The sequence below is a fragment of the Celeribacter sp. PS-C1 genome (assembly GCF_019429625.1).
Taxonomy (GTDB): domain Bacteria; phylum Pseudomonadota; class Alphaproteobacteria; order Rhodobacterales; family Rhodobacteraceae; genus Celeribacter.
This window is the reverse complement of the sequence record NZ_JAHXRW010000005.1, coordinates 138,300-162,784: the sequence shown is the minus strand read 5'-3', so window position 1 is coordinate 162,784 and position 24,485 is coordinate 138,300. Positions and strand designations below refer to the sequence as shown.

Below are 24,485 nucleotides of genomic sequence, written 5' to 3'. Positions count from 1 at the left end.
CATGCTCAATTTCAAGCCGAGTTGCACCCGCGCGTGAAAATAGCCATATACGGGGTCGAAACCGTTCGGAGGTCCGCATGACTCACTATCTCGAATTCGAAAAACCCTTGGCCGAGATCGAGGGAAAAGCCGAAGAATTGCGCGCCATGGCCCGCAACAACGAAGAGATGGACGTCGAAAAAGAAGCCGCCGCTTTGGACAAAAAAGCGGCCGATATGCTCAAGGACCTCTACAAGGGCCTGACACCTTGGCGCAAATGCCAAGTCGCGCGCCACCCCGACCGTCCGCATTGCAAGGACTATATCGAGGCGCTGTTCACCGAATACACGCCGCTGGCGGGTGACCGGAATTTTGCCGACGATCACGCCGTCATGGGGGGGCTGGCCCGATTCAACGACCAGCCGGTTGTGGTGATCGGTCAGGAAAAAGGCCATGACACCAAATCCCGCATCGAGCGCAATTTCGGCATGGCCCGCCCAGAGGGGTATCGCAAAGCCATCCGATTGATGGATCTCGCCGACCGCTTTGGTCTGCCGGTGATTGCGCTGGTTGACACCCCCGGCGCCTATCCGGGCAAGGGCGCGGAAGAGCGTGGCCAGTCGGAAGCCATCGCGCAATCCACCGCGAAATGTCTCAAACTGAAAGTGCCGATGATTTCAGTGATCATTGGCGAGGGCGGTTCCGGTGGCGCGGTTGCTTTTGCGTCATCCAACAAGCTCGCGATGCTCGAACATTCCGTCTACTCGGTGATCTCGCCCGAAGGCTGCGCCTCGATCCTCTGGAAAGACGCAGAGAAAATGCGCGAGGCCGCCGAAGCACTGCGCCTGACCGCGCAGGATTTGCAGAAACTCGGCGTGATCGACCAGATCATCCCAGAACCGCTGGGCGGCGCGCAACGCGACCGCGAGGCGACGATTGCCGCCGTGGGCAAAGCGATCGAGGCCATGCTGACGCCGCTGCAAAAGAAAAAGCCGGAGACTATTCTCAAAGATCGCCGCAAGAAATTCCTCGACATGGGGTCGAAGGGGCTCGCTGCCTGATTTGAGTATTTGATCTGCAATGAAGAGGCCGTGCGAAAGCGCGGCCTTTTGCGTTACCAGACACTTACGTGAGTTCGGGCCGGTCTGTGGAGCGCATGAACATGCGCCTTGGCGTGAGGGGGATTACGAAGGCTTGGCGGGAACGTCGAACCCGGCTTCGACCATCAACCGATCAGAGGCCGCCTCTACAGTCGCCTCCAGCTCTGCCATCACCTGTTTCATCTCGCGCCCTGCGTCGATGCACGGCAGGAATTCCACCACGGCAAGGCCTGGTTTGCGATAGACGCCATGACGCGGCCAGAACACGCCCACATTGGTGGCGGCGGGAACGAGAGGCTGTCCGGTCTGCTCATAGAGCACGCCCGTGCCGATTTTATACGGCAGATGCGCGCCCGCCGCGACACGGGTGCCTTGCGGAAAAATGATAAGCTGACCGGGCAGAGAGGCACCGGATTTCACGTCCGCGATCATCTTCTTGATCGCCTGACCACGCTTGCCACGATCCACGGCAACGCAGCCGATGCGCTTGGCGTAGTAGCCCACGATAGGGGTCCAGACGAGTTGCTTTTTCATGATGAATTTCGGGCGCGGCACCGCCGAGACGATCAAGATGATGTCGAAAAAGCTTTGATGTTTGGCACCGATCAAAACCTCATCCGTGGGAACTTCGCCCCGGATTTCAGATTTGAGCCCCACGAGCCAGCGCGCGGAAAGGCGCACCCAATGACAATAGGTGCGACAGGCGAGATAGGCATAATCGCGTTTGAGAATGGCCAGAGGCGTGAAGACAATCGCCAGAACGACCATCGCCAGATACATCTGGATCACGAAGATCAGGGACAAAATCCACTGGATCGGATAGGGCATCACATCAGCCTTCTCAGGGTTTGGGTCGCAGCCACCCGAGTGGCCACAAAGGCCACAAGTGCGGCCAGAACAGGGATCAACAGGGGCCAGACCCATTGAATTCCGGAAAAACCGAGCCCCGTCAAGAAGCCGCCCGCTTCATCCGCACTCGGCAAAATCGCGATGGCGATCATGCCAAAGAACGTGCCGATAGCGGCGCCGGAAAAGCCCCGGAAGGTAAAGCGACGCACGAAGGCGCTGGCGATAAAGCGATCCGTGGCGCCGACAAGACGCAGCGTGCGGATCACCTGCGCCGTGGCGGCAAGAGCGGCATTGGCGGCCAGTGTAATCATACCGCCGGTGACGCCTGCGATCAGGAGAAGCGAGACAACACCCAGCAAACGCAGACGTTCCGCCGCACGCACGAGAGGCCTGCGCCAACGGGTGTGATCGTCGAGAACGGCACCCGGGGCTTCGCCCGCGAGACGCAGGCGCAGGCCTTCGGCATCGAAACCGTCGGAGGTCTCCTGAACATCAATCAACACCGGCAAAGACAGCGTATCGAGCGGCAAGTCGGGGCCGAACCAGGGCTCCAAAAGCGCGGTCTCTTCCTCGGCGGTCAAAAGTCGTGCCTCACTCACGCCCGGCGTGGTCTCCAAGACCTTGAGCGCTGCGGCAGTTTGCGCTTCGATCTGATCGGCGGGGGCAGAGATGCGCACTGTGGACCCACGCGCCAACTCGGTGCCCCAACGGTCCGCGAGACGTCCGGTCGCCATTGACAAAGCCAATGCGAAAACCGCGAGAAAGGCCATCGCCGCCGCGGTGATCACTGTCAGCTGCGCGGTAAATCCGGAAGGCGGCACGACGCGGCCCGACGCGCTTTCGCTAAAATTCAGGAAGGGCAAGAGAATGGTTTTCACAGATCCGCCCCCGATTGCTGAATGCGGCGATTGGAAATCCGCAAAACACGCGCCTGCACCTGAGCCTTGGCCTGACGAATGAGATGCAGGTCATGGGTGGCGATCAACACGGTTTTGCCCATGCGATTCAACTCGATCAAAAGCTGCAACAGACGTAGGGACATGTCCCAATCGACGTTGCCGGTCGGTTCGTCCGCCAAGATAATCTCTGGCGACATGATCACGGCGCGTGCCAAAGCCACACGCTGACGTTCGCCGCCCGACAGTTCGGGCGGACGGGCCTTGGCCTGATCCGACAGACCAACCCAATTCAACAGATCGTCCAAATCCCGGTCATCACGCTCCCGCCCCGAGACGGACAGTGGCAACGCGACATTCTCGACGACATTCAAATGGTCGAGGAACTGGCAATCCTGATGGACAACCCCGATCCGGCGGCGCAGTTCGGCCACTTCGTCGCGGCCCATCTGGCGCGTGTCTTCGCCAAAGATCGACACCCTGCCCGCAGTGGCCTGAAGCTCACGGTAGCACAGTTTAAGAAAAGTGGTTTTGCCTGCCCCCGAAGGACCGGTCAGGAAATGAAAAGACCCCGGCGCCAGCGTCAGGGACATCTCCGTCAACAGCTCTCGCCCGCCATAGCCATAGCCAGCATCATGAAACTCGATCACATGTCACCTCTGCGAACTCTTGCCGCTTTTGCGCGTCGCTTGTTCGCGACAGTTTTGCCTCACTGGTCAAATCCTTTCAATGCAACTGTCGCAAAAACATGGACAATCTGCCTATGGACGTTAAGAATTTCGAAAAACAGCGCGATTATGCTTGGGGGAGCACGCGCTAATTTGTGTGGCAGGGGAAGAAATGCGGTTAATTTGTCCCAATTGCGGAGCTCAATACGAAGTTGATGCGCGTGTCATACCCGACACGGGCCGCGATGTACAATGTTCGAACTGTGGCCACACGTGGTTTCAGCAGCCCGCGCATATGGACAACGATCTGGCCGATGAGCTCGGATATGAGGTGCCGCAGGATGAAGAGGCGCTTGAGGACAACCCGACGGCCACTCCAGAAGAGCCTGAATTCGAGACAGAGGTCTCTGCAGAGCCCGAAGAAGAGGTCGCGGACGACGATGTTCAGGACGACATTCAGGATGCCATCTCTGCTCTGACGCAGGCCGAATCCATCCCCGATCCAGAGCCCGAGCCAGAACCTGAGCCTGAGGAAGCCCCAGAGCCGATCGAGACCTACGAGGCTACGCCCGAGCCAGAGACCTTTGATGTCGACGACTATGACGACACCCCTGAGCCGCAGTTCGAGGATGAGCCTGACGATGAATATGAGCCCGAAACGGCCGCTCAACCTAGCTCCGCGTTGAAAGACAGCGTGCGGGACATTCTGCGAGCCGAAGTCGAATTCGATCAGTCCATGCGCCACAAAGACGGCGAAACGCTAGAGACCCAACCCGACCTCGGGCTGGAGGAACCCTCGCAAGACACCGCCAAGAAAAGCCTGCGCGACCGTATGGCGCGCCTGCGCGGTTTGGACCCGTCTGACCCCGGCCTCATCGCGGGTGGCGTGGCAGCGGCCAGCGGCAAACGCCGTGATCTTTTGCCTGACATCGAGGAAATCAATTCGACGCTGAGTGCCGCTTCCGAGCGGGACGAAGATGGCACTGTCCCCGACGAGGACACCCGCCGCACCCGTGCCGAGCGTTCCGGATTCCGCAGCGTGTTTCTGACGCTGGTGCTGACGGCGGTGGTGCTTGTGGTGTTGTATCTGCTGGCACCTTTGATCGCGGCAAAAGTTCCCGCGCTTGCCGGTGTGATGGAATCTTACGTCATTTTGGCCAATGGGTTCCGCGTTTGGCTAGATCAGCTTCTCTCAGGCGCCAGCGCGCGCCTGACTGCCCTTTTGGGACAAATCAGCGGCACCTAAACATCTTTTAGAATTGATCAAGTAGGCGGTTGAGGTAGTCACGCTCCTCAGCCGTGCGCTCGCGATCCTCGGTGCGGCGGCGGATTTCGTCCAAAAGCTCTTCGGCACGGCGGTAAACATCCTCGCCCTCGTAGAATTCATCATCAGAGCCAAACCGGCCCGTGTCACCGGGTCTGCGTCCCAAGGGATCGCGGCCCTGCGGCTCGCCGCCGGCGTTGCCTTGGCCGTCTTGGCCCTCTTGATTTTGCTGCTGTTGCGCCTGTTGTTCGCCAAGTTGGCGCATGCCTTCGCGCAGGGCTTCCATCGCCTCAGCCTGGCCATCTAGCGCGCCGGAGAGATCGCCCTCGCGCAGTGCCCGCTCGGCCTCTTCCATAGCGCGATCAGCACGATCCAGAGCTCCGCCGAGACTGTCCTCGCCGCCACTTTGAGCGCCGGGAATGTTGCGGCGTTGTTGGCGCAGCGCGTCGCGCAGCGCCTGCTGCCGCTCCGACAAAGTCCCTTGATCGCCACCAGCGCCTTCGCCGCGATTGTCTCCCTGATTCTGACCTTGGTTCTGGCCTTGGCCCTCGGAACCGTTTTGCTGACCGGACTGCCCGTCCTGGCCTTCTTGGCCCTGTTCGTTTTGCCCCGGCTGGTTCTCACCAAACTGGTTCTGCAAATCGGAGAAGGTATCGTCGTTCAACTCCTGCTGATCGCGCAGCGTGTCTTGCAGACCCTGCATGCCCTGATTGCCTTGGCCGCCCTGCCCTTGGCCCCGCGTCACTCGCATGTTCTCTAACATTTCAGCCAGCATATCCATGAGCTGCTGCGCCTCGGCCATGCGGCCCTGCTCCATCAACTCCTGAATGCGGTCCATCAACTCCTGCAGCTGATCTTGCGTGATCTGTTGGCCTTGGTCCTGCCCCTGATCCGGCATGTCCGTGCCGTCGTCTTCGGGCCCCTGCTGTTCGGCGAGTTGCTGCATGTAATCGCGGGTCGCCTCGCGCAACTCCTGCATCAACTCTTCGATCTCTTCGGGCGTGGCGCCGTCGCGCATCGCCTGGCTCAGGCGTTCCTGCGCGCGCTGCAGCCGGGCCAGAGCCTCTTTTAACTCCCCATCTTCCAACTCAAGCGCGATGTCCCAGAGCGTCGCCGCGATAGCCTCGACCTGCTCGTCGCTCAAAAGCCCGTCGCGCCCTTCGATCTGACCGATCACCTCGCGCAGACGAATGTAACTTGTCATCTCATCGAACATTTCGCTCGGGTTGACCGACACAGCACGTAGCACCTGCGCCGAGCGCCCCGCATTTTCGCGGTTCCACAACAGTTCGCGCCGCTGATCCACGATGGCCGCCGCCAAAGGATCAAAGAATCGCCGCGTCGGCAGGATACTATCGCCCAGTGCAGCGGCGCTCTCCTGACCGGCTTCATCCCAAGCACTCAGCGACAGGCGCACAGGCAATCCCGCAAAAGGGTGCTGCGCGAGGTTTTCCCCAATCAGCCCCTCGATCTCGCGGCGATCCCCGGTCTGTGGCAACATGACCGGCACGGAAATTTCCTCGCGCGGTTCAGGTGGCAAAACATAGCCATATTGCCGGGCCGTCGCATCGAGATCACGTGTGATTGTTAAAATGGCGCGACTGATGCCGAAGTCATCGGTGAGGCGGAAATCCTGTCGCGCTTCGCCCGAAGGGGCGCGGGTCATCGGACCAACAAGTTCAGCCTCAGGCGGCGTGTCCGGCTGCAACGCAACGTCCCAAAGCCGCCCGGTGGGGCCATCGATTTCGATTTCTCCGGGCTGTTCGACTTGGAAATCAGGACGATCCGCCGGCGCGTCACCAGAGACAGTTTCGCGCAGGGTCAGCACGCCATCTTCGCCATAGAACTGCAGGGTCACATCGGCACCTTTCGGCACTTCGAAATTGGGATCAAGATCGCCCAGATAAAGCGTTGGCTTGCCGGAGTAGGCAGGCGGGCGCACCCAGCCTTCCCAGATCGGCCCCATAGCGACCTCAGCGCCCGCGTCGCCAAGATCGGTTACAGAGGTCATGCGATCAAATGAGCCGAACAGAATCCCCATACCGAGTGTCGTCAGAGCAATGAGCCGCAGCGCAAACGGATCGCGCGGGGCAAGATTGAGCACAGGGGCGACGGCACGGATCGGAGCAAGCCTCTGTATCATGCGATTGCGGTGCGCGGTCCAGATGGCCTCGGAAGCGGCATCTCCCGCGCCGACCAGCGCATGATCAGAAAGCGCCTGCAACGGTCGCCCCGGCAGTTGTGCATCGACCCGCTCCGTGGCCTCTGCGCGTGAGGGAACATGCAGGCAACGCAGCCCGAAAACGAGCGCGACAATGAGGGCGAGTCCGAAGACCGTGAGCGCGGTCCACAGCGCCCAAAGCGGCAAAGCATCCTGAACGCCCAGCATAGCAAGGCCCGCCGCGAATGCCACGAGGGACAGAACCGGCCAAAAGGCCTGAGACACACGCTCCACCATGAGCCCCGCCCCCGTCGCGCGCAGGGCCGTGGCGACGCGCCGCGCAAGCGGGCGGTCGAGCGTCTCCGTCAGGTGTCGAGCTGGGTCGTGGTCAGGTTCCATGCATCTCGATTCGGCGGTTCAGTTTCGATCCGAACCCCTGCACCGAACAGCACGGGGAGTCAGAGCCATACGGGGATGCTATCGCGATTTATCATCTCGTCATAGGTCGGACGCGGCCGGATGACAGCGAATTGATCACCTTTCACCAGAACCTCCGGAATGAGCGGACGGGAATTATATTCCGACGCCATCACAGCACCATAGGCACCGGCGGAGCGGAAAGCGACGAGATCATCCTCCCCGAGTGCCGGCATGTTGCGCGCCTTGGCAAAGGTGTCGCCCGTCTCACACACCGGTCCGACGATATCCATCGGCGCTTGTTCGACCCCGGCCTCGGGTTCAACGACCGGAATGATGTCGTGATAAGCGTCATACATCGAGGGACGCACAAGATCGTTCATCGCCGCATCGACGATCAGGAAATCGCGTCCTTCGCCGTGTTTGAGATAGATGACGGAGGACACGAGAAGCCCCGCGTTGCCGGAGATCAGGCGCCCCGGCTCGATCTCGATCTCGCAGCCCAGATGCCCGACGGTGCGCTGGATCATCTCACCATATTCAATGGGCAGCGGCGGCGCCTCGTTGGACCTCTCATAGGGAATGCCAAGCCCACCGCCCAGATCGAGACGGCGGATGTTGTGACCGTCGGCGCGCAGCGTTTCGGTCAGCTCGGCAACCTTGGCAAACGCCAGCTCAAAGGGCTCAAGCTGCGTCAACTGCGAGCCGATATGAACGTCGATGCCGACCACGTCGATGCCGTCCATCTTGGCGGCGCGGGCGTAGACCTCACGACAGGTGGCAATCGGGATGCCAAATTTGTTCTCGGATTTGCCGGTGGCGATTTTCGCGTGGGTCTTGGCATCAACATCCGGATTGACGCGCAATGCGATGGGGGCCTTGACGCCCAACGCGATTGCAACCTCGTTCAGAGCCTCAAGTTCCGGCTCGCTTTCGACGTTAAACTGGCGAATGCCGCCTTCCAAAGCCTGACGCATCTCGGAACGGGTTTTGCCGACGCCCGAGAACACAATGCGCTCGCCCGGAAGACCCGCCGCTTTCGCTTTAAGGTATTCGCCGATCGAGACCACGTCGATCCCCGCTCCCAGCTCGCCCATGAGTTTGAGAACGGCGAGGTTCGAATTCGACTTCATCGCGAAACACACGAGGTGATCCATCCCTGACAATGCTTCATCGAAGAGGGTGAAATGCCGGGTCAGCGTGGCCGTGGAATAGACATAGAAAGGCGTTCCGACCTGCGCCGCGATTTCGGACACTGGGACATCTTCGGCGTGAAGCACGCCGTTCTTGTAGAGGAAGTGATCCATGAGAGGAGGTCTTTCGATAAGCGCGTCCGGCGCAGGGATTAGTTGGCCGGGAAATGGATGTTGATGGAGGTATCGGTGTAGCCGCCATGTTTGGAATTGACGCCCACGGTCGTGGACATACCCACTTGCGGCTTCACCGGATCACCATCCACGCCGCAAGCCGCAAGCCCGAGCACCAACACCACAGACATCATCACCCGTTTCATTCGAGCACCTCTTTCCAACGCTTGATCTGCGCGCGCACCTGTGCGGGCGCGGTCCCCCCGTAGCTTGTGCGAGAAGCGACCGAGTTTTCAACCGTCAAGACGTCATAAACGCCTGTCGTGATGGCTTCGTGAACGGATTTCATCTCTTCAAGGCTCAAATCCGGAAGATCGACGCCCTTTTTCTCAGCCATGGCCACGAGCGCGCCGGTGACATGGTGAGCATCGCGGAACGGCAGACCCGCCTCACGCACCAGCCAGTCGGCGAGATCGGTCGCGGTCGAGAAACCAGAGGCGGCCGCAGCCCGCAGGTTGTCGATATTTGCCGTCATATCGGAAACCATGCCGGTCATCGCAGCCAGAGCCAGCATCAAGTTGTCGGCGGCATCGAAAACTTGCTCTTTGTCTTCCTGCATGTCCTTGGAATAGGCCAAGGGCAGGCCTTTCATCACCGTCATCAACGCCACGTTGGCGCCAAAAATCCGCCCTATCTTAGCGCGGATCAGCTCGGCGGCATCGGGGTTTTTCTTTTGCGGCATAATAGACGAGCCGGTCGAGAAGCGATCCGAGAGCGTCACGAAGCGGAACTGGGCCGAGGACCAGATCACCAACTCTTCGGCAAAGCGCGACAGGTGCATGGCGCAGATCGAGGCACAGGACAGGAACTCAAGCGCAAAGTCACGGTCAGCCACGGCATCAAGCGAGTTCGCCGTCGGGCGATCAAAGCCCAGCGCCTCCGCCGTCATGTGGCGGTCAATCGGGAAGCCGGTGCCTGCGAGTGCTGCGGAGCCAAGCGGGCTTTCGTTCATCCGGGCGCGCGCGTCTTTGAAGCGCGACAGATCACGACCCAGCATTTCGACATAGGCCATCATATGATGGCCCCATGTCACCGGCTGTGCCGTTTGCAGGTGCGTAAAGCCGGGCATGACCCAATCGGCGCCAGCCTCGGCCTGCGTGATGAGCGCGCGGATCAACGCCTCGATGCCGGAGATGGCGGCATCGAATTGGTCGCGTGTCCAGAGTTTGAAATCGGTCGCCACCTGATCGTTGCGCGAGCGCGCGGTGTGCAGGCGCCCGGCAGCCTCGCCAATGATCTCTTTGAGGCGCGCTTCGACATTCATGTGGATGTCTTCGAGTGCTGTGGAAAAGGTGAACTCGCCCGCTTCGATCTCTGACAAAACCGTGAGCAGGCCTTCCCGAATGGCCTCGGCATCGGTATCGGTAAGAATGCCCTGTTTGGCGAGCATCGCCGCATGGGCGCGTGAGCCTGCGATATCTTGGGAGGCCAGCCGTTTGTCGAAATCAATGGAGGCGTTGATGGCTTCCATGATGGCGTCAGGTCCGGCAGCGAACCGGCCGCCCCACATCGCGTTTGATTTCTTATCGGTCATGGACGTGTCCCGCATGTTGAAAAAGCTGATTGTCGCCACCCTTTATACGGCCCTGAGCCTGGGTGCAATTCCTGCCGCCGCGCTCGACCTCGACGCAGCGATGGCTCTGCGCGAAGGCAGCATGCAGAAACTGGGGTTTCATTCGGAGCCGAAAGAGGTCAGCGCCCTGCCCTTTGCGGACCTCGACGGGAATGAAGAAACACTTTCGGACTATCAGGGGCAGTACGTACTTTTGAATTTTTGGGCCACCTGGTGCGCGCCCTGTCGCAAGGAAATGCCTGCTCTGGATGCTCTATCCGCAGAATTTCAGGATCGGGGCCTGACCGTCTTGCCGATTGCCACGGGGCATAACCCGGTTCCTGCCCTCAAAAGCTTTTATGAAAAAGCCGCGATCAAGACCCTGCCGCTGCGTGTCGACGCCAAAGGCGCCATGGCGCGTGAGATGGGGGTTCTGGGCCTGCCTGTGTCCATCCTGATTTCACCCGAAGGTCAGGAAATCGCGCGGATGACCGGTGATGCGGAGTGGTTCTCCCCCTCCGCTCAGGCAATCATGTCATATTTTATCGACGCCCAGCCGCGTGATATTGAAGAGAACCACTGAAACTGCGCGGCATCGCGGCCTCGACCAGCGTCTTAATTTTATCTGCAAGTGCCAGAATCTGCTCCAAAGTTTTGTCGATCTCGACATGAAACGTATCGAGCTGATCAATCACTGGTGTCAGTGAGACAGACTGAGCGCCAAGTCGACCCGCCTCCACACGGCAAAGCACGCGGATCGAATCCAGCCCCGTCACCAATTGCCGCAGATCTTTGGCCGAACGCGCCAAAGCGGTCACATCATTGAAAACGGATAACAAAACACCGCCAGCTTCGAGCGTGTAGTCATCTAGCAGTTTGGTCAGCACCTCGACCTCTTGATGGAACCCCTCCTGTTCTGCACCTCCGGTCAAAGCCTCCGTCGCGACCTCTTTGACCTCTCGTTGAAGACGGGAAGCGGCCATCATGAACAGCCCCTGATACACGCGCGCCATCACGGACTCGGTCAGAGTTCTGTTGCCATTCTCGACGCGAAATCCGCCAAGATGGTTCGTCACCTCATCCGACATCAGACGATAGTTCTGTGAAATCGCTGAAATCGGCCCGCCGGCGGGTTCCAGTCGCGACGCCACGATCCGCATATTTGAAGGGATGCCTCGAATCTTCGCGAAGGAATCAAAGAGGGATTTTTGTTGTTCATCCAAAGATTTCAGAGTTGGAAGTAAGTTTTTCAGACTTTTCAGGCGGCTGTCCTCAACCCGCGACAGCGCGAGATCGCGGGCATGCATTTCCTGAGCAATCGCATAGGAACTGAACGCGCCATAGGTCGGAAACCCAAGCTCCCGAAGCTTGGTCCGAATGGCGGCAGCACTTTGCTCGGGCGTGAGCCCGTCTTGTTCTTCTTGCTCCAGAAATTCCGCATAGGCCGCTTTTGCCGTCTCAAACACCTTAGAGGTCGGCTTGAGCCGGACCGACACATAGCCGCCCTCGACCGGCGAGACGATGGCATAGACCCAATAGTATCGGCCATCCTTGGCGCGGTTTTTAACATAGGCTCCTGTCGCCAGGCCTTTTTTGATTCGCTCCCACAAAATGTAAAAAACGCCCTTCGGCACATCCGGGTGGCGGATGATTTTGTGCGGCGCACCGACGAGTTCCTCCCACGAATATTCCGAGATACGCCGAAAAACTTCGTTGCCTGCCGCGATCACGCCACGATCATCTGTGCGGGAAAAGAAGAGTTCTGCGACCGCGAAGGGGGCTTCGTCTTTATGTGCAGCAAAGCTGGTCGTGGAATATTGGAGCGACATGTCAGTTCTCATTGTCCTGTTTGCGTCAGAGAACCAAAGCTTGCTTTCGATCTGGTTAAGCCAAATCACCTTACCCAACTTTTTCGAGAGAATCGCTTCCACCTCAGGTGCGATGTTGTCTCGACGAAGGGGGCAGCATCATATTGAACTAAAAATTCTAAGAAAATCTGTCTCTTATTATGCCGTTCACCTCATCTGACAGCGAAGTTTCAGAGTTCTCAAGGCGTTAGGCTATTGATCGAAAATTTACGAAATTTCTCATCAAATTTAATGATTTACCCGCTGTTATCCCAACCCCGCCACATTCAGTTCAGCAAGGCAAACGCGATACAAGGTGACGGGATGAACGACTCTTTCTATGACCATAACGAATTAGGAAGCCCACTGTCCGCAGCGATTGCGAGCCGTGATCTGAATACGATGGGTATGGTTCAGGAGGCCTTGCGCAAAAAACAGGTGATGCTGGCCTATCAACCCATCGTTCAAACTCTGCGCCCTGATCGACCCGCCTTTTACGAAGGCCTAGTTCGCGTACTTGACCAAACGGGACGCGTGATTCCCGCGCGAGAATTCATTGATGTGGCGGAAACAACCGAAACGGGGCGCGTGCTGGACTGTCTAGCGCTTGAGCTGGGCCTGCGCGCGCTCGATGAACATCCTGATCTCCGCCTGGCAATCAACATGTCGGCCCGCTCCATCGGCTATCCCAGGTGGAAAGAAACGCTCGCAGCCGGCTTGGCCAAGGGGCCAACAATCGCAGAGCGGCTGATCCTAGAGATCACGGAAAGCTCAGCCATGGTCATGCCTGATCTGGTCTCCGTCTTCATGTCGGAGCTTCAGTCGATGGGCATTTCCTTTGCGCTGGATGATTTTGGCGCGGGCTACACGGCCTTTCGCTACCTCAAGGACTTCTATTTCGACATCGTGAAAATCGATGGGGAATTCATCCGCGGCATTGCCTCGAATACAGACAACCAAGTGCTAACGCAGGCTCTGGTCTCCGTCGCGAAACATTTCGACATGTATACCGTTGCGGAATTTGTGGAGAACTCCGCCGACGCAGAGTATCTGACCGAAATCGGGATCGATTGTATGCAAGGGCACTATTTTGGTGCGGCGACCATTGATCCGGTTTGGCGCAATCGAGAGCGGACGCGTAAAGTTGGCTGACACCTCGACCCAAGAAAACGACGGCAAAGCGCCCCAGCTTCCCGATGAAGGTTGATTATGCTGCGTGCGCAGCATAGACCTAAATCAGGGGAGTCGAGCAACTTTGTTGCAAAATCCACGCCCTTTGGGCAATCTCCCCTTAAACAATCGGGAGAGAGACTGTCATCATGACCAATGTCGTTATCGCATCCGCAGCGCGGACCGCCGTCGGAAGTTTTTCCGGCTCCTTTGCAAACACCCCGGCGCATGATCTTGGCGCCTGCGTCCTTGAAGCGCTTGTGGAACGTGCCGGCATCGAAAAAGGGGAAGTGTCTGAAACCATCCTCGGTCAGGTTTTGACTGCAGGCCAAGGCCAGAACCCGGCGCGTCAGGCCCATATCAATGCAGGCCTTCCGCAAGAAGCCGCGGCTTGGAGCATCAACCAGGTGTGTGGATCCGGCCTGCGCACGATCGCTCTGGCCGCGCAGCACATCATGCTCGGAGATGCGGACATCGTCTGCGCCGGTGGCCAAGAAAACATGTCGCTGTCCCCCCACGTCGCCAACCTGCGTGCGGGTCACAAGATGGGCGATATGAAGTTCATCGATTCGATGATCAAGGACGGTCTTTGGGATGCCTTCAACGGCTATCACATGGGGATCACCGCCGAAAACGTCGCCAACCAGTGGCAGATTTCCCGCGAGATGCAGGACGAATTCGCACTTGCCTCGCAAAACAAAGCCGAAGCCGCTCAGAAAGCTGGCAAATTTGCGGATGAGATCACGCCCTTTACGGTAAAAACCCGCAAAGGGGAGATCGTTGTCGATCAGGACGAATACATCCGTCACGGCGCGACTCTCGAGAACATGCAGAAACTGCGCCCGGCGTTCGATCGCGAAGGCTCTGTGACGGCGGGCAATGCCTCCGGCATCAACGATGGTGCGGCAGGTGCGCTTTTGATGTCTGCCGAGAACGCCGAGAAACGTGGCATCAAACCGCTTGCGCGCATTGCCTCTTATGCCACCGCAGGTCTTGATCCGTCGATCATGGGCGTTGGTCCGATCTTTGCCTCGCGCAAAGCGCTCGAAAAAGCCGGATGGAAGGCAGAGGATCTGGATCTCGTCGAAGCCAACGAAGCCTTCGCGGCTCAGGCCTGTGCCGTGAACAAGGACATGGGCTGGGATCCGGCCATCGTGAACGTCAATGGCGGTGCTATTGCCATCGGTCACCCGATCGGGGCCTCTGGCGCGCGTATCCTCAACACACTGCTGTTTGAAATGCAGCGCCGTGACGCCAAGAAAGGCCTTGCCACGCTCTGCATCGGTGGCGGCATGGGCGTTGCTGTCTGCCTCGAGCGCGATTGATCCAATGAGAGAAGGGGCCGTCACGGCCCCTTCATCTAAGCTTGTTAGACGAATCCAGATAGAGGATTTAAAATATTCTGCATTTGCATAAGTAATAATATTGCGAATGCGAAATATTTTGGATAACAAGATTTCTAAGGGAACAGTGATAAGGAGGATATCATGTCCAGAGTTGCTCTTGTGACCGGGGGATCACGCGGGATTGGCGCAGCCATTTCCATGGCCTTGAAAGAGGCTGGCTACACCGTGGCAGCGACCTATGCCGGCAATGATGAGGCGGCCGCGAAATTCACCGAAGAAACCGGCATCAAGACCTACAAATGGTCTGTGGCCGATTACGATGCCTGCGCGGACGGCATCGCCAAGGTCGAAGCCGACCTCGGTCCGGTCGAAGTTCTCGTGAATAATGCGGGGATCACGCGCGACGCGCCGTTCCACAAGATGAGCCGCGAACAGTGGCAAGAGGTGATGGACACCAACCTGTCTGGCGTGTTCAACATGACCCACCCGCTTTGGCCCGGCATGCGCGAACGCAAATTCGGCCGTGTGATCAACATCAGTTCGATCAACGGTCAAAAAGGCCAGTTTGGTCAGGCCAACTACTCTGCTGCGAAAGCCGGTGACATCGGCTTTACCAAAGCTCTGGCGCAAGAGGGCGCACGCGCAGGCATCACCGTGAACGTGATCTGCCCGGGCTATATCGCGACCGAAATGGTCATGGCTGTGCCGGAAAAAGTGCGTGAATCGATCATTTCGACCATCCCCGTCGGCCGACTGGGCGAACCGGAAGACATCGCGCGCTGCGTCGTGTTCTTGGCCTCCGATGAGGCGGGCTTTATCACAGGGTCGACCATTACCGCCAACGGCGGGCAATATTTGGCCTGATCGGGACTGCAAACGCCATAAGCGATTGGGGCTGCATGAGTGCGGCCCCTTTTTTATTGCTCTCCCGGCAAAATCCGCCTTAATCGCCGGTATGACCAAAACCACTGCCACCGCCATCGGATTTATCGCCGTCTTGCTCTGGGCGCTTTTGGCCCTGTTCACCGTGGGCGCGGGCGAAGTTCCCGCTTTGCAGCTTAACGCGGTGTGTTTCGCCATCGGCGGCGCCATCGGGGTCGTCTGGACCACCGTGAGCAAGCGCTGGCATGAGTTGCGCGGTGTGCCATTATCGATTTACGCCTTTGGAACCGTGGGGCTTTTTGGCTATCACTTCCTCTATTTCTCCGCCCTCAAAGCCGCGCCTCCCGCCGAAGCCGGATTGATCGCCTATCTCTGGCCTTTGTTGATCGTGCTGTTTTCAGGACTTTTACCGGGAGAGCATCTGCGCCCGCTGCATCTGCTCGGCGCGGCCATTTCGTTTCTCGGCGCGGCACTTATCGTCGCGAAAGGAGCGTCTTTTGTCGAGGGGCACGTGGCGGGATACCTGCTTGCAGGGGCCTGTGCGCTGACGTGGTCGAGTTATTCTGTGATTTCGCGCCGGTTTCAGTCGGTGTCGAGCATGGTAGTCACGGTCTATTGCCTCGCCACAGCCGTCCTGTCGCTGATCGCGCATCTGGCGTTGGAGGAGACCATCTGGCCCTCGACCCAGTTGGGATGGGCAAGCATGATCGCGCTCGGTCTTGGACCTGTCGGCGCAGCATTTTATGTTTGGGATATTGGGGTGAAGCGAGGAAACATTCAGCTTTTGGGAACTGCGTCATACGCCGCGCCATTGCTGTCCACGCTTGTTTTGGTCGGCGCGAAGATCGCAGAACCCCGCGCCACCCTGATTTTATCTGCCCTGCTGATCACAGCGGGCGCAGGGCTGGCCGCATATCAAAGCCGCCAAGCCCGTTGATAAAGCGCTTCAGGTTGTGGAAAGGCGCGCGATCTCTTCTTTGATACGGAGTTTCTGTTTCTTCAGATCGGCGATCCGAAGGTCATCGGTAGACGGCGAACGCTGGGCGTGTTCAACGGCCTCCGAGAGGGATTTGTGCTTTTTCTTCAGTTCCTCAATGTGGGACGTCAAGCTCATGTCTTCTCCTCTCTAGTTGGGGTGCAGCTTTGTAAAAGCTATGTAACAAGTGCACCATAGAATTTGAGTCGTGTCACGGCTTGTTTTTGCAACAATGTGACCCATATAGGCTCCCACGCGAAATATTGCCAAACCCTTAACGCGACCACGGCAAGGATGCGCCATCTCGCAAAATCGTTAGCACATCGTCAGCATAGCTCTCGCCATCGTGTTCGTGACGCACGCCTTTGTGCATCAAAAGTGCCGGTTCGAGGATAAATGCAGCCCGACCGCCTTTGCGCCCCTGAACGAGAACCAGTTCGGCCACACGGCCGACACGGGGTTGGATCGGGCGCACGCGGATTGAGCCCAACCGCCCCTGCATCGCGCAAATCAGGTCCGGCAGGCGATCCGCTTTCTGGATCATCGTCAGATACCCCTTCGGCTTCAACCGCCGGGCCGCCACATCGACCCATGCCTCCAGAGGCGTCTCTCCGGCCAGCGCCAAATCGCGCCCGGCGTCATCTGCGGCCGTCGAACGGCTGCGTTCATAGTAGGGTGGATTGGCAATGACGTGATCGAAACTCTGTGCGCGCAACTCTGACGGCAAATGCCGTAAATCTGACGTGAAAACAGTGAGGTCGGCGCGGTTTTCCTCCGCGTTGCGGCGCGCAAGATCGGCGTAGAAAGGTTGAAGTTCCACCCCGGTCAGATGCAGGTTTTCAATGCGGGCATGCAGGCACAAGGAAGCGACGCCCGCCCCACAGCCCAATTCAAGAACACTCTCACCGAGGCGCGCGGGCGTCGCCGCCGCCAAAAGCACGGGATCGACACCTGCACGGTACCCTTTGACGGGCTGAAAAATGTTGAGCCGCCCGCCCAGAAAGGCGTCGCAGCTCAGATCAGAGGAGGCGTTCACAAATCTTCCAACTCGAAATCATTGTCTTTGAGGATGCGCCGCGCCTGATTGAGGTCTTCGTCGCGGACCATGAGACGACGCGGCAAAATGCCAATGCTGCCCTCGAGGACGCTCATATGGACGTCCATTTCAAAGCAGTCTATATCCTCCCCCGACAGAAGGGCTTTGGCATAAACGATCTGGGTCGGGTCGGTGGTGCGGAGAAGCTGTTTCATCACGTTGATTTAACGGCAGTCCGAAAGGTTTGTCGAGCAGAGCAAGCGGGGGATCGCACATGGGGCTGGAGAAAGTGGATCTGGAGAAAGCTGCCGTCAAGCCGCATGAGAAACTGGCCTTGGCTTTGGCGCCGGAGCTGGATGCGGTGAATGCGCTGATCCGAGAGCGGATGTCCTCGAAACACGCGCCCCGCATCCCCGAAGTGACCGCGCATTTGATCGAGGCGGGCGGCAAGCGCCTGCGCCCGATGCTGACGCTGGCGGCGGCAAAGGCCTGTGGCTATGAGGGTCCCTATCACGTCCACCTCGCCGCGACGGTCGAGTTCATCCATACCGCGACGCTTTTGCATGACGATGTGGTGGACGAAAGCGCTCAGCGTCGCGGGCGTCCGACGGCCAACCTGTTGTGGGACAACAAATCTTCGGTTCTGGTCGGCGATTACCTTTTCGCGCGCGCGTTCCAGTTGATGACAGACGCGGACAATATGCGCGTGTTGCAGATCCTGTCGAACGCCTCAGCGACGATTGCCGAGGGCGAGGTGCTTCAGCTCACCGCAGCGCAGGATTTGAAGACGGATGAGAGCATCTACCTGCAAGTCGTACGTGGCAAAACGGCGGCGCTGTTTTCTGCGGCGACCGAAGTCGGTGGCGTTCTCGCCGAGGCCGATGAGACGGTGGTCAAAGCGCTGTTCGACTATGGCGATGCGCTTGGGATTTCCTTCCAGATCGTCGACGATCTGTTGGATTACTGGGGCTCCGAGCAGACCGGCAAGAACATCGGCGACGATTTCCGCGAACGCAAACTGACCCTGCCGCTGATCAAGGCGATTGCCAAAGGCGACGATGAAGAACGCGCCTTTTGGGTGCGGACCATCGAGAAGGGCAAGCAGGAAGAGGGCGATCTCGACCATGCGATTGCTCTGCTGAACCGTCACAACGCGCTGGAAGACACGCGCGATGTGGCGTTGGAGTGGTCCGCGAGAGCCAAGGACGCGCTCAAGGCCCTGCCCAATGGCGAGATTGTCGAGATGCTCTCGGACATCGCAGACTACGTGGTCGCCCGCGTCCGCTAACGGAGTGACTACTTGACGAAACGGAGCGCCAACGCGCCGGTTTCGTCGCTGATCCATTGCCGCGACTGGACGATCTGACGACTGCCGCGTTCGATCCAAAAGAAATTGACGAAATCCGTCTCACCGTTTCGGCAGGTCTCGAGGAACAAATCCGTATTGGCGGTGTAGGCCTCGCTCAGCTGCACGGCATCCTGTTTTTGAAATGCCACGTCGCAGCGGAAGGCAAGCGTGCGCGCCTGATTGTCGCCGTCGAGACGGGTGACGAAATGCTCCGTGATCCGATTTTGACCCGTTTTGAGCGCAGCCAGTGTCTGACGCGCATCCCCGGCCATCTGATCATCGCCAAAGCCACGGGTCGCGATGATCATGCCATCGACCATCCCCAGAGACAGATTGTCCGGAGAGACCCAGGTGGATTCACCTTTGGCATTGGTGGTTTGCCGGGCGAACAACGTATAGGCGTTCTCCTGCGTTTGCAGCGAGCCGATATAGGTCGGCGCATTGACGTCACGCGCAGCCACAAAGGCGGCATTCGGCTCGGCCTCATCGGCGCCTTGAAAATAGTCCTTGAGCAAGCGGCTGTCCTCAGGATTGGAGGAACAGGCCGCCAAACCCGTCAAAAGAACAGCAACAAAAGGGATGCGGCGCAACATGTCGGTCACCTCCAGAATTTGCCCCAACGGTCTTCCAACTCGTTGGTTTGCGAGCCGCGAACGACCTCGTAGAGACGATTGCGCACATCGAGACGCGCACCACCATCCCGAAGAACCGGGCGGATGGTCGTGCCATAGCCGCCTTGCGTCGCGGTGCCGCTCAGCCAGTCGATCGGCACCGTGAAACGGATCCCCTTGTCGAAAGAGCCTTCGCCAAAGTCATCGAAGGACACATCCGTGAGGGTAAAGAAAGCACCGACCCGGAAGCCGTTGTCGAATTCGCGATCCAAGGAGAAGGTCGCGCCATAGTCGCCCGCGAGGTAACGTCCGACATCGACCTGACCGAGATAACCCCCGCCGAAATCATAATAGGCAGAGGCATGACCGGTCACGATGTCATACTCCTGAAAGCCGAACAGCTGATCGAACTCGCGTTTCTTGGCATAGTTAAGCTCAGCGCCCAGCGCGAGCGGGCCATTGACGGGCTTCCAAAGCAGCTCACCGGAGACGCCACCATACATAGTTTCAAGATAGCCCGCCGTGACGCGGCCAAAGAGGTTGGTGCCGGGGCGAAAGAAATATTCCGCCGTCAGATGCTTGATCTCAAGATCGGATTGCGTCGCATAGGACACGCTGTCGGTGCGCACATGCGGCAGAACGGAGTTCGAGGGGCGTGTGCTTTCGTCGAGGTTGCCAGCGATCGGCTGACGCATCGTGCCGGAGAAAATCAGGCCACGCACAGGGGCAAAAGACGCCTCGGCCTGAACTCCGAGATCGGCGCGTATGGGCTCGTCGGGGTCAAACAAGGCCGGGTCAAGATAAGGCGTAATGCGCCAATCAAACTTCGGATAGACCCCTGAAACAGATTGGCTTTCCGTCCGGGGCGCATCCTCGATCCGAGCGCGGGCGTAGGAGCGCCACGTGCCATCGAGATCGTATTCCAACTCTTCGAGATCGGATCGGCGCAGCGTGGTGCGAGAGGTGGTCATGCCATTCGCTGTGGCCTCAAGCCGGAAGGTCGAGATCTCTGCGGGTGTCGTGTTGGCCAAAACCCGAGCCGTGCGCCCAAGCGCCTGCGCCGCAGCGGGATAGCGTCCATTGGCAAAGCGCACCGTGGCGGTGTCGCCTTGGACTGTAACACCTTCAAGCTCAATGCCCTCTGCTTCGAGAGCCGCAAAGAGGTGGCTATCTCGAGTCTGAAGGCTAGCCTCATCCCATGACAGAGCCGCAGCCGTCCGGCGCGGCAAGAGGGCGGGCGGGGCCCCTTCGATCCCGCTGCTGTATCGTGGCTTTTGCGGATGGACTGGTAGGCTGGCCATAAACCCAATCTCAGACCCATGCAGCGCGTAAACCGTCAGCCCTCCGCCATTATTGAACCCGTAGGTCAGTGCGGCGTTTATGGGCGTCTTATGCTCGAAACCGGCGTTCGCGATTTCGGTCTCATACGCGTCCGATGAGTATTCAAGCGCGAAAGTGAGCCGCGGATTAATTTGATACGCCAGTCCCCCGAAAACGGCCGCATCTCCACGAAACCATTGATCAAAGTCGAGCTGTCCGGTGTCTCCGCCGGCGCCGACACTTTCCGAACGGTTGTTGAATGCGTCAGAGAAAAAATTCAGCGGGTTTTGAAAGCCACCATAGCTGCCCAATCGCCCCCAGCCGATGCCACCCGTCACGGAGAGGCGGTCATCCATAAAATGCTTGGTCGCGGCGACATATTCGGAGCCATAGACCCCCGTTCCGCCAAAATCGCGCAGTCCCACAACCATAGAGGGACGTAGAGCAGTTTCCTCCGCGAGCAGATAGCCAAAATCGAAACTGCGGTCATAGCGCGCACCATCCCCGCCATCGAAACTGTCGACGATGGCATAGCGGAATGAGCCAAAGATTCGTGGTGTGAGCTGAAAACTCAGTGTGTATTTTTGAACTCCATCCTGAAAGGACGACGCCAAAAGCAACGTGCCATCCTCGAACACCTCACCCGTTGGCATGTCGATCAAGCCGGGGGTGCCGAATTCCGACACAGGAAAGCGCAGCTCTACGTCTTGCGCCTGAGCAGAACACAATCCTAACAAAATCAGTGAGGTCGAAAGTCCTAGGCTATTGTGCAAAACGGTCACGGCTCCACCTGCGCGTGATGATGTTGCAATGCAGCATAGATGATAAAGTGCCCTTGTGAAGCCCAACCTTAGGTTGAATTTCATATCCATTTTGATCTGTGTCTGAATTGCAGCGTGTTGCACGGCCAGCGCGCGCTCGTTTTCAGATTTGATAAAGGATTTTCTTTAGCTCTTTGGCGAACCGCATCGAAGTCTCGGCTTGCGATGTGCTTGGCCTGAACAATGAGCAAAGGATCCACCATGTCTGACCCCTTCAAGAACCGCGCCCCCTCCCTGAATGGCCCGGCCACCGATCTCAGTCCGGTCACGCCTTCCGACAGCGTGGATTTCGACACGGTCGCCGTTGCGCTTTATGTCGAAGGCGCGGGCACGCTGTCGATTGTCACGCAAAAAGGGGAGAATCGGACGGTCACTGTCGCCGATTTTGCCATTCTTCCGGTCGGGGTTCGCCGCGTTAACGCGACCGGAACGACTGCCTCGGGCATCCACGCCTTTATGGTGAGGTAACCACATGCTTGGACTGGATTTTGGGCTCATCGGGTGTGCTCTGCGACAGCGCACCTCAGCCAGTTTTTCCCCGACAGACTTGAGCGGGCTTGTCGCATGGTATGATCCAGGCGATCTTTCAACCTTGTTTCAAGATGCTGCCATGATGATCCCCGTCACAACGAGCGGCACCCCCGTCGGGGCAATGCGCGACAAGAGCGGGAACGGGTATCATTTGACGCAAGCGACGGCCTCGGCGCGGCCTGTCTATCACACCAACGGCAGCAAACATTGGCTGACCACAGACGGCGTGAACGACTTTCTCCAGTCATCAGGTCTTATCGCGACGACCTCGTCCTCGGTGATCTTGGCAGCGGCGTTTGAAATGCTCTCTGTCCCTGCAGGAAACGGCAGCATTATGTCGGACGCGAATTACCAGAGCGGCGGCGTATCCGTTGGCTGGGAGAGTGGGGCTTTGAGCGGCGAAGCGCTTGGACTTTCCAACAGCGCGTCCGGCGTGGAACGTCGGGACTTTGAACTTCAGTTACCCTTGTCTCCGGTCGTTATGGCCATGTTTACGGGTGCCGATAGCTTTGCCTATCTCAGCGGGCAAACTAGCCTGTTGGGCAATGACCACATTTACTCGGCCCCGACCAAACAGCTGCGCATGGGTCGGGGGACACAGGGCGGGCGCGACGGCTTTGGGAATTTCAAGTTCTATGGAGGGGTCTACGCTGAAACAGGTGCCGATGACGCGTCCTTGGTCATCGACTGGCTTGAAGAGCAAATGAACAGTTGAGCTTTGTCGGCGGCCTTGTACAAATGAGGTGGCGCCTTGTGAAAGCGGAGAGTTCATGTCCGACCGACAGCCACACCCCAGCACATCAGCAATCCCCGATGAGATTATTTCTCGCAGGAACGCGGCCAATTTTCCGCTACGACACAAACTGATACGGGTTTTGTTCCGTGCGGTCTGGCTCCTCTTCGCCAGCTGGACGCCACCGCAACTTCGCCGGTGGCGTTTGCTGCTTTTGCGCCTCTTTGGGGCGCAGGTCCATCCGCAGGCCTCCGTCCGAGGCGGGGCCAAAATCTGGTATCCTCCGAACCTCGAAATGGCAGCCAATTCGGTGCTGGCAGATGGCGTAGAATGCTACAATATGGCCCGGATTTCACTGGGCGAAGGCGCAATTGTCTCACAACGTGCGTTTCTTTGCGGCGGAACGCATGACTACACGCGCGCGACAAATCCGCTTGTGACACGCCCGATCGAGATTGGAGCGCGGGCCTGGGTTTGTGCAGAAGCCTTCGTTTCACCCGGCTGTGTTGTCTCCGAAGGATGTGTCGTTGGCGCCCGCTCAGTTGTCTCTGGCGTTCTGGAACCTTGGGGCGTTTATGCGGGAAATCCCGCTCAAAAGGTTAAAACCCGAGACTTTGATCCCAACAAATAAGCATCCTAGAATAAAGTGGTGACTGGGGACGGCCTCATGAGGGACATCCAGCTTTGAACCTGCTATTTTTATCCTGTCAGGTTGGTACCGGTTTGCCCTCAAATCAGAGAGTTAAAATGCACCCCGTCGTAAAATCATATCTCAAACGCCCCGATTTCATGCTGAAAACCGCCGTGAGATGGTATGCGTCCGAGACCAGTGATCTTAAAACGGTCTTTGTTATGGGGCCACCTCGGTCGGGCACAACTCTGCTCCAGAGGTTGATCCTGAACCACTCGAAAGTATTCGGGTTTCCGCTCGAAACCAACATCGTCTCACCTCGCCCGATTTTCGACTATTCCCGGTTTGCGGACTATGTGCCGGAAGAGATTTACAAAAGCGCGCTCGCCGACAGCCGCTCTTTGATCGGGTTTTTCGATCTCCTTCACCGACGATCTTTCCCGGACAGACCCGAAGACAGCTGGATTGTTGAAAAGACACCGCAGCACGCGCGCAATCTGGCCTACATCCTAAACCGTATGCCCGAGGCGAAAGTGGTGTTCGTGGTGCGAGATGGGCGTGACACACTTTGCTCGGGCCGATCCGCCCAGAACATTCCGCAAGCGAACGTCCTCTCAAGCCACGCAGCCTATTACAACGCCTGCGTCTTTCCGCTCATGAATTTGAAGGAGGGTGCCAACCGTGTGAAACTTGTGCGGTATGAGGAGTTCACGGCCTCTCCTGAACGCCAACTCAGTGACATCTGCCGTTTCCTCGGCCTCGAGCCAGAACTTGAGACACAATTGCATCCTTCTCAGGCCAGCGACGACAAACGCGCAGGTGAAAAGGCGTTTGAGCGTCTCGGGCAGGCGATCACACCGGCCACGGTCGGACGCTGGCGGACCGAAATGACGCCGGAGGAAATCGCGGAATACAAAAAGATCGCAGGCAGGAGCCTCGCGTTTCTTGGATATGAGGTCTAGGGATCGGCCTTCTTGCAC

At 58.3% G+C, this 24,485-nt stretch carries 25 protein-coding genes; 12 read left to right on the top strand and 13 right to left on the bottom strand.

The annotated features are described in order from the left end of the window. Nucleotides 1-77 precede the first annotated feature (77 nt). On the top strand, nucleotides 78-1,040 hold the full coding sequence (locus tag J5Y17_RS09455) for an acetyl-CoA carboxylase carboxyltransferase subunit alpha (RefSeq protein WP_219785001.1): 963 nt from the start codon (nucleotides 78-80) through the stop codon (nucleotides 1,038-1,040). Nucleotides 1,041-1,163: 123 nt separating this feature from the next. Here J5Y17_RS09455 and J5Y17_RS09450 read toward each other — a convergent pair whose 3' ends face one another. From J5Y17_RS09450 to J5Y17_RS09440, 3 genes are read right to left on the bottom strand one after another with little or no spacing between them, the layout of a single operon-like run. Next, the gene (locus tag J5Y17_RS09450; RefSeq protein WP_219785000.1) at nucleotides 1,164-1,907 is read right to left on the bottom strand and encodes a 1-acyl-sn-glycerol-3-phosphate acyltransferase; all 744 of its coding nucleotides are present in this window, start codon (nucleotides 1,905-1,907) and stop codon (nucleotides 1,164-1,166) included. Next, on the bottom strand, nucleotides 1,907-2,806 hold the full coding sequence (locus J5Y17_RS09445) for an FtsX-like permease family protein (protein WP_219784999.1): 900 nt from the start codon (nucleotides 2,804-2,806) through the stop codon (nucleotides 1,907-1,909). Before J5Y17_RS09445 ends, J5Y17_RS09450 begins: the two co-directional genes overlap by 1 nt. Then, a complete protein-coding gene (locus tag J5Y17_RS09440) occupies nucleotides 2,803-3,474 on the bottom strand; it encodes an ATP-binding cassette domain-containing protein (RefSeq protein WP_219784998.1) in 672 nt (223 codons plus the stop codon). Before J5Y17_RS09440 ends, J5Y17_RS09445 begins: the two co-directional genes overlap by 4 nt. A gap of 190 nt (nucleotides 3,475-3,664) precedes the next feature. Here J5Y17_RS09440 and J5Y17_RS09435 point away from each other — a divergent pair, with 190 nt between their 5' ends. Then, nucleotides 3,665-4,738: a zinc-ribbon domain-containing protein gene (locus J5Y17_RS09435; protein WP_219784997.1), complete on the top strand. Its 1,074-nt coding sequence runs from the start codon at nucleotides 3,665-3,667 to the stop codon at nucleotides 4,736-4,738. A gap of 7 nt (nucleotides 4,739-4,745) precedes the next feature. Here the strand turns inward: J5Y17_RS09435 and J5Y17_RS09430 are convergent, their stop codons facing one another. The 4 genes from J5Y17_RS09430 to argH are packed head-to-tail and all read right to left on the bottom strand — an operon-like array spanning nucleotide 4,746 to nucleotide 10,235. After that, entirely contained in the window at nucleotides 4,746-7,316 is a 2,571-nt protein-coding gene (locus J5Y17_RS09430) for a DUF4175 domain-containing protein (RefSeq protein ID WP_219784996.1), read from the bottom strand. A 59-nt stretch (nucleotides 7,317-7,375) separates the two neighbouring features. Further along, nucleotides 7,376-8,641 carry a diaminopimelate decarboxylase gene (lysA, locus tag J5Y17_RS09425; protein ID WP_219784995.1) on the bottom strand — a complete coding sequence of 422 codons (1,266 nt, stop codon included), beginning with the start codon at nucleotides 8,639-8,641 and terminating at the stop codon, nucleotides 7,376-7,378. Nucleotides 8,642-8,679: 38 nt separating this feature from the next. Then, a complete protein-coding gene (locus J5Y17_RS09420) occupies nucleotides 8,680-8,847 on the bottom strand; it encodes a hypothetical protein (protein WP_219784994.1) in 168 nt (55 codons plus the stop codon). Next, entirely contained in the window at nucleotides 8,844-10,235 is a 1,392-nt protein-coding gene (gene argH, locus J5Y17_RS09415; protein ID WP_219784993.1) for an argininosuccinate lyase, read from the bottom strand. Before argH ends, J5Y17_RS09420 begins: the two co-directional genes overlap by 4 nt. 13 nt (nucleotides 10,236-10,248) lie before the next feature. On the opposite strand from argH, the gene J5Y17_RS09410 reads away from it, so the two are divergent. After that, on the top strand, nucleotides 10,249-10,836 hold the full coding sequence (locus J5Y17_RS09410) for a TlpA disulfide reductase family protein (RefSeq protein WP_219784992.1): 588 nt from the start codon (nucleotides 10,249-10,251) through the stop codon (nucleotides 10,834-10,836). On the opposite strand, the gene J5Y17_RS09405 is transcribed toward J5Y17_RS09410, so the two are convergent. Then, nucleotides 10,796-12,082, bottom strand: coding sequence for a PAS domain-containing protein (locus tag J5Y17_RS09405; protein ID WP_255571995.1), 1,287 nt, complete (start codon nucleotides 12,080-12,082; stop codon nucleotides 10,796-10,798). The two genes, J5Y17_RS09410 and J5Y17_RS09405, sit on opposite strands and share 41 nt — an antisense overlap. 342 nt (nucleotides 12,083-12,424) lie before the next feature. Here J5Y17_RS09405 and J5Y17_RS09400 point away from each other — a divergent pair, with 342 nt between their 5' ends. The 4 genes from J5Y17_RS09400 (at nucleotide 12,425) to J5Y17_RS09385 (ending at nucleotide 16,435) form a co-directional block, all read left to right on the top strand. Next, entirely contained in the window at nucleotides 12,425-13,252 is an 828-nt protein-coding gene (locus J5Y17_RS09400) for an EAL domain-containing protein (protein WP_219784990.1), read from the top strand. Between the two features lie 167 nt (nucleotides 13,253-13,419). Continuing rightward, nucleotides 13,420-14,595: an acetyl-CoA C-acetyltransferase gene (locus J5Y17_RS09395; RefSeq protein ID WP_219784989.1), complete on the top strand. Its 1,176-nt coding sequence runs from the start codon at nucleotides 13,420-13,422 to the stop codon at nucleotides 14,593-14,595. A gap of 162 nt (nucleotides 14,596-14,757) precedes the next feature. Next, nucleotides 14,758-15,480 (top strand): beta-ketoacyl-ACP reductase, encoded by a 723-nt coding sequence (locus tag J5Y17_RS09390; protein WP_219784988.1) that lies wholly within the window; start codon nucleotides 14,758-14,760, stop codon nucleotides 15,478-15,480. Nucleotides 15,481-15,571: 91 nt separating this feature from the next. Next, on the top strand, nucleotides 15,572-16,435 hold the full coding sequence (locus tag J5Y17_RS09385; RefSeq protein ID WP_219784987.1) for a DMT family transporter: 864 nt from the start codon (nucleotides 15,572-15,574) through the stop codon (nucleotides 16,433-16,435). Between the two features lie 9 nt (nucleotides 16,436-16,444). Here J5Y17_RS09385 and J5Y17_RS09380 read toward each other — a convergent pair whose 3' ends face one another. The 3 genes from J5Y17_RS09380 to J5Y17_RS09370 all read right to left on the bottom strand — a co-directional run bounded on the left by J5Y17_RS09380 (nucleotide 16,445) and on the right by J5Y17_RS09370 (nucleotide 17,725). Next, complete coding sequence (locus tag J5Y17_RS09380) at nucleotides 16,445-16,612, bottom strand: YdcH family protein (RefSeq protein ID WP_219784986.1); 168 nt, start codon at nucleotides 16,610-16,612, stop codon at nucleotides 16,445-16,447. A 136-nt stretch (nucleotides 16,613-16,748) separates the two neighbouring features. Further along, nucleotides 16,749-17,510: a methyltransferase gene (locus tag J5Y17_RS09375; protein WP_219784985.1), complete on the bottom strand. Its 762-nt coding sequence runs from the start codon at nucleotides 17,508-17,510 to the stop codon at nucleotides 16,749-16,751. Beyond that, nucleotides 17,507-17,725, bottom strand: a complete 219-nt coding sequence (locus J5Y17_RS09370) for a DUF2007 domain-containing protein (protein ID WP_219784984.1) — start codon at nucleotides 17,723-17,725, stop codon at nucleotides 17,507-17,509. Before J5Y17_RS09370 ends, J5Y17_RS09375 begins: the two co-directional genes overlap by 4 nt. A 59-nt stretch (nucleotides 17,726-17,784) precedes the next feature. On the opposite strand from J5Y17_RS09370, the gene J5Y17_RS09365 reads away from it, so the two are divergent. Next, nucleotides 17,785-18,798, top strand: a complete 1,014-nt coding sequence (locus J5Y17_RS09365) for a polyprenyl synthetase family protein (RefSeq protein WP_219784983.1) — start codon at nucleotides 17,785-17,787, stop codon at nucleotides 18,796-18,798. Between the two features lie 8 nt (nucleotides 18,799-18,806). Here J5Y17_RS09365 and J5Y17_RS09360 read toward each other — a convergent pair whose 3' ends face one another. Continuing rightward, nucleotides 18,807-19,451 carry a YjbF family lipoprotein gene (locus J5Y17_RS09360; protein ID WP_219784982.1) on the bottom strand — a complete coding sequence of 215 codons (645 nt, stop codon included), beginning with the start codon at nucleotides 19,449-19,451 and terminating at the stop codon, nucleotides 18,807-18,809. 5 nt (nucleotides 19,452-19,456) lie between these two features. Then, nucleotides 19,457-21,571, bottom strand: coding sequence for a YjbH domain-containing protein (locus tag J5Y17_RS09355; protein ID WP_370628912.1), 2,115 nt, complete (start codon nucleotides 21,569-21,571; stop codon nucleotides 19,457-19,459). A 240-nt stretch (nucleotides 21,572-21,811) separates the two neighbouring features. Between J5Y17_RS09355 and J5Y17_RS09350 the strand changes: the two genes are divergently transcribed. The 4 genes from J5Y17_RS09350 to J5Y17_RS09335 all read left to right on the top strand — a co-directional run bounded on the left by J5Y17_RS09350 (nucleotide 21,812) and on the right by J5Y17_RS09335 (nucleotide 24,467). Further along, entirely contained in the window at nucleotides 21,812-22,078 is a 267-nt protein-coding gene (locus J5Y17_RS09350) for a hypothetical protein (RefSeq protein WP_219784981.1), read from the top strand. A 4-nt stretch (nucleotides 22,079-22,082) separates the two neighbouring features. Then, the gene (locus tag J5Y17_RS09345; RefSeq protein WP_219784980.1) at nucleotides 22,083-22,856 is read left to right on the top strand and encodes a hypothetical protein; all 774 of its coding nucleotides are present in this window, start codon (nucleotides 22,083-22,085) and stop codon (nucleotides 22,854-22,856) included. A 313-nt stretch (nucleotides 22,857-23,169) separates the two neighbouring features. Continuing rightward, nucleotides 23,170-23,505: a hypothetical protein gene (locus J5Y17_RS09340; RefSeq protein ID WP_219784979.1), complete on the top strand. Its 336-nt coding sequence runs from the start codon at nucleotides 23,170-23,172 to the stop codon at nucleotides 23,503-23,505. Between the two features lie 116 nt (nucleotides 23,506-23,621). After that, nucleotides 23,622-24,467 (top strand): sulfotransferase, encoded by an 846-nt coding sequence (locus J5Y17_RS09335; RefSeq protein WP_219784978.1) that lies wholly within the window; start codon nucleotides 23,622-23,624, stop codon nucleotides 24,465-24,467. Nucleotides 24,468-24,485 lie beyond the last annotated feature (18 nt).

Coding starts and splice junctions, on each gene's coding strand:
- J5Y17_RS09420 (WP_219784994.1), bottom strand. CDS start 8,847: ATGAAACGGGTGATGATGTCTGTGGTGTTGGTGCTCGGGCTTGCGGCT.
- J5Y17_RS09365 (WP_219784983.1), top strand. CDS start 17,785: ATGGGGCTGGAGAAAGTGGATCTGGAGAAAGCTGCCGTCAAGCCGCAT.
- J5Y17_RS09395 (WP_219784989.1), top strand. CDS start 13,420: ATGACCAATGTCGTTATCGCATCCGCAGCGCGGACCGCCGTCGGAAGT.
- J5Y17_RS09360 (WP_219784982.1), bottom strand. CDS start 19,451: ATGTTGCGCCGCATCCCTTTTGTTGCTGTTCTTTTGACGGGTTTGGCG.
- J5Y17_RS09335 (WP_219784978.1), top strand. CDS start 23,622: ATGCACCCCGTCGTAAAATCATATCTCAAACGCCCCGATTTCATGCTG.
- J5Y17_RS09390 (WP_219784988.1), top strand. CDS start 14,758: ATGTCCAGAGTTGCTCTTGTGACCGGGGGATCACGCGGGATTGGCGCA.
- argH (WP_219784993.1), bottom strand. CDS start 10,235: ATGACCGATAAGAAATCAAACGCGATGTGGGGCGGCCGGTTCGCTGCC.
- J5Y17_RS09350 (WP_219784981.1), top strand. CDS start 21,812: ATGTCTGACCCCTTCAAGAACCGCGCCCCCTCCCTGAATGGCCCGGCC.
- J5Y17_RS09405 (WP_255571995.1), bottom strand. CDS start 12,082: ATGTCGCTCCAATATTCCACGACCAGCTTTGCTGCACATAAAGACGAA.
- J5Y17_RS09385 (WP_219784987.1), top strand. CDS start 15,572: ATGACCAAAACCACTGCCACCGCCATCGGATTTATCGCCGTCTTGCTC.
- J5Y17_RS09340 (WP_219784979.1), top strand. CDS start 23,170: ATGGCAGCCAATTCGGTGCTGGCAGATGGCGTAGAATGCTACAATATG.
- J5Y17_RS09370 (WP_219784984.1), bottom strand. CDS start 17,725: ATGAAACAGCTTCTCCGCACCACCGACCCGACCCAGATCGTTTATGCC.
- J5Y17_RS09410 (WP_219784992.1), top strand. CDS start 10,249: ATGTTGAAAAAGCTGATTGTCGCCACCCTTTATACGGCCCTGAGCCTG.
- lysA (WP_219784995.1), bottom strand. CDS start 8,641: ATGGATCACTTCCTCTACAAGAACGGCGTGCTTCACGCCGAAGATGTC.
- J5Y17_RS09400 (WP_219784990.1), top strand. CDS start 12,425: ATGAACGACTCTTTCTATGACCATAACGAATTAGGAAGCCCACTGTCC.
- J5Y17_RS09455 (WP_219785001.1), top strand. CDS start 78: ATGACTCACTATCTCGAATTCGAAAAACCCTTGGCCGAGATCGAGGGA.
- J5Y17_RS09380 (WP_219784986.1), bottom strand. CDS start 16,612: ATGAGCTTGACGTCCCACATTGAGGAACTGAAGAAAAAGCACAAATCC.
- J5Y17_RS09430 (WP_219784996.1), bottom strand. CDS start 7,316: ATGGAACCTGACCACGACCCAGCTCGACACCTGACGGAGACGCTCGAC.
- J5Y17_RS09450 (WP_219785000.1), bottom strand. CDS start 1,907: ATGCCCTATCCGATCCAGTGGATTTTGTCCCTGATCTTCGTGATCCAG.
- J5Y17_RS09435 (WP_219784997.1), top strand. CDS start 3,665: ATGCGGTTAATTTGTCCCAATTGCGGAGCTCAATACGAAGTTGATGCG.
- J5Y17_RS09345 (WP_219784980.1), top strand. CDS start 22,083: ATGCTTGGACTGGATTTTGGGCTCATCGGGTGTGCTCTGCGACAGCGC.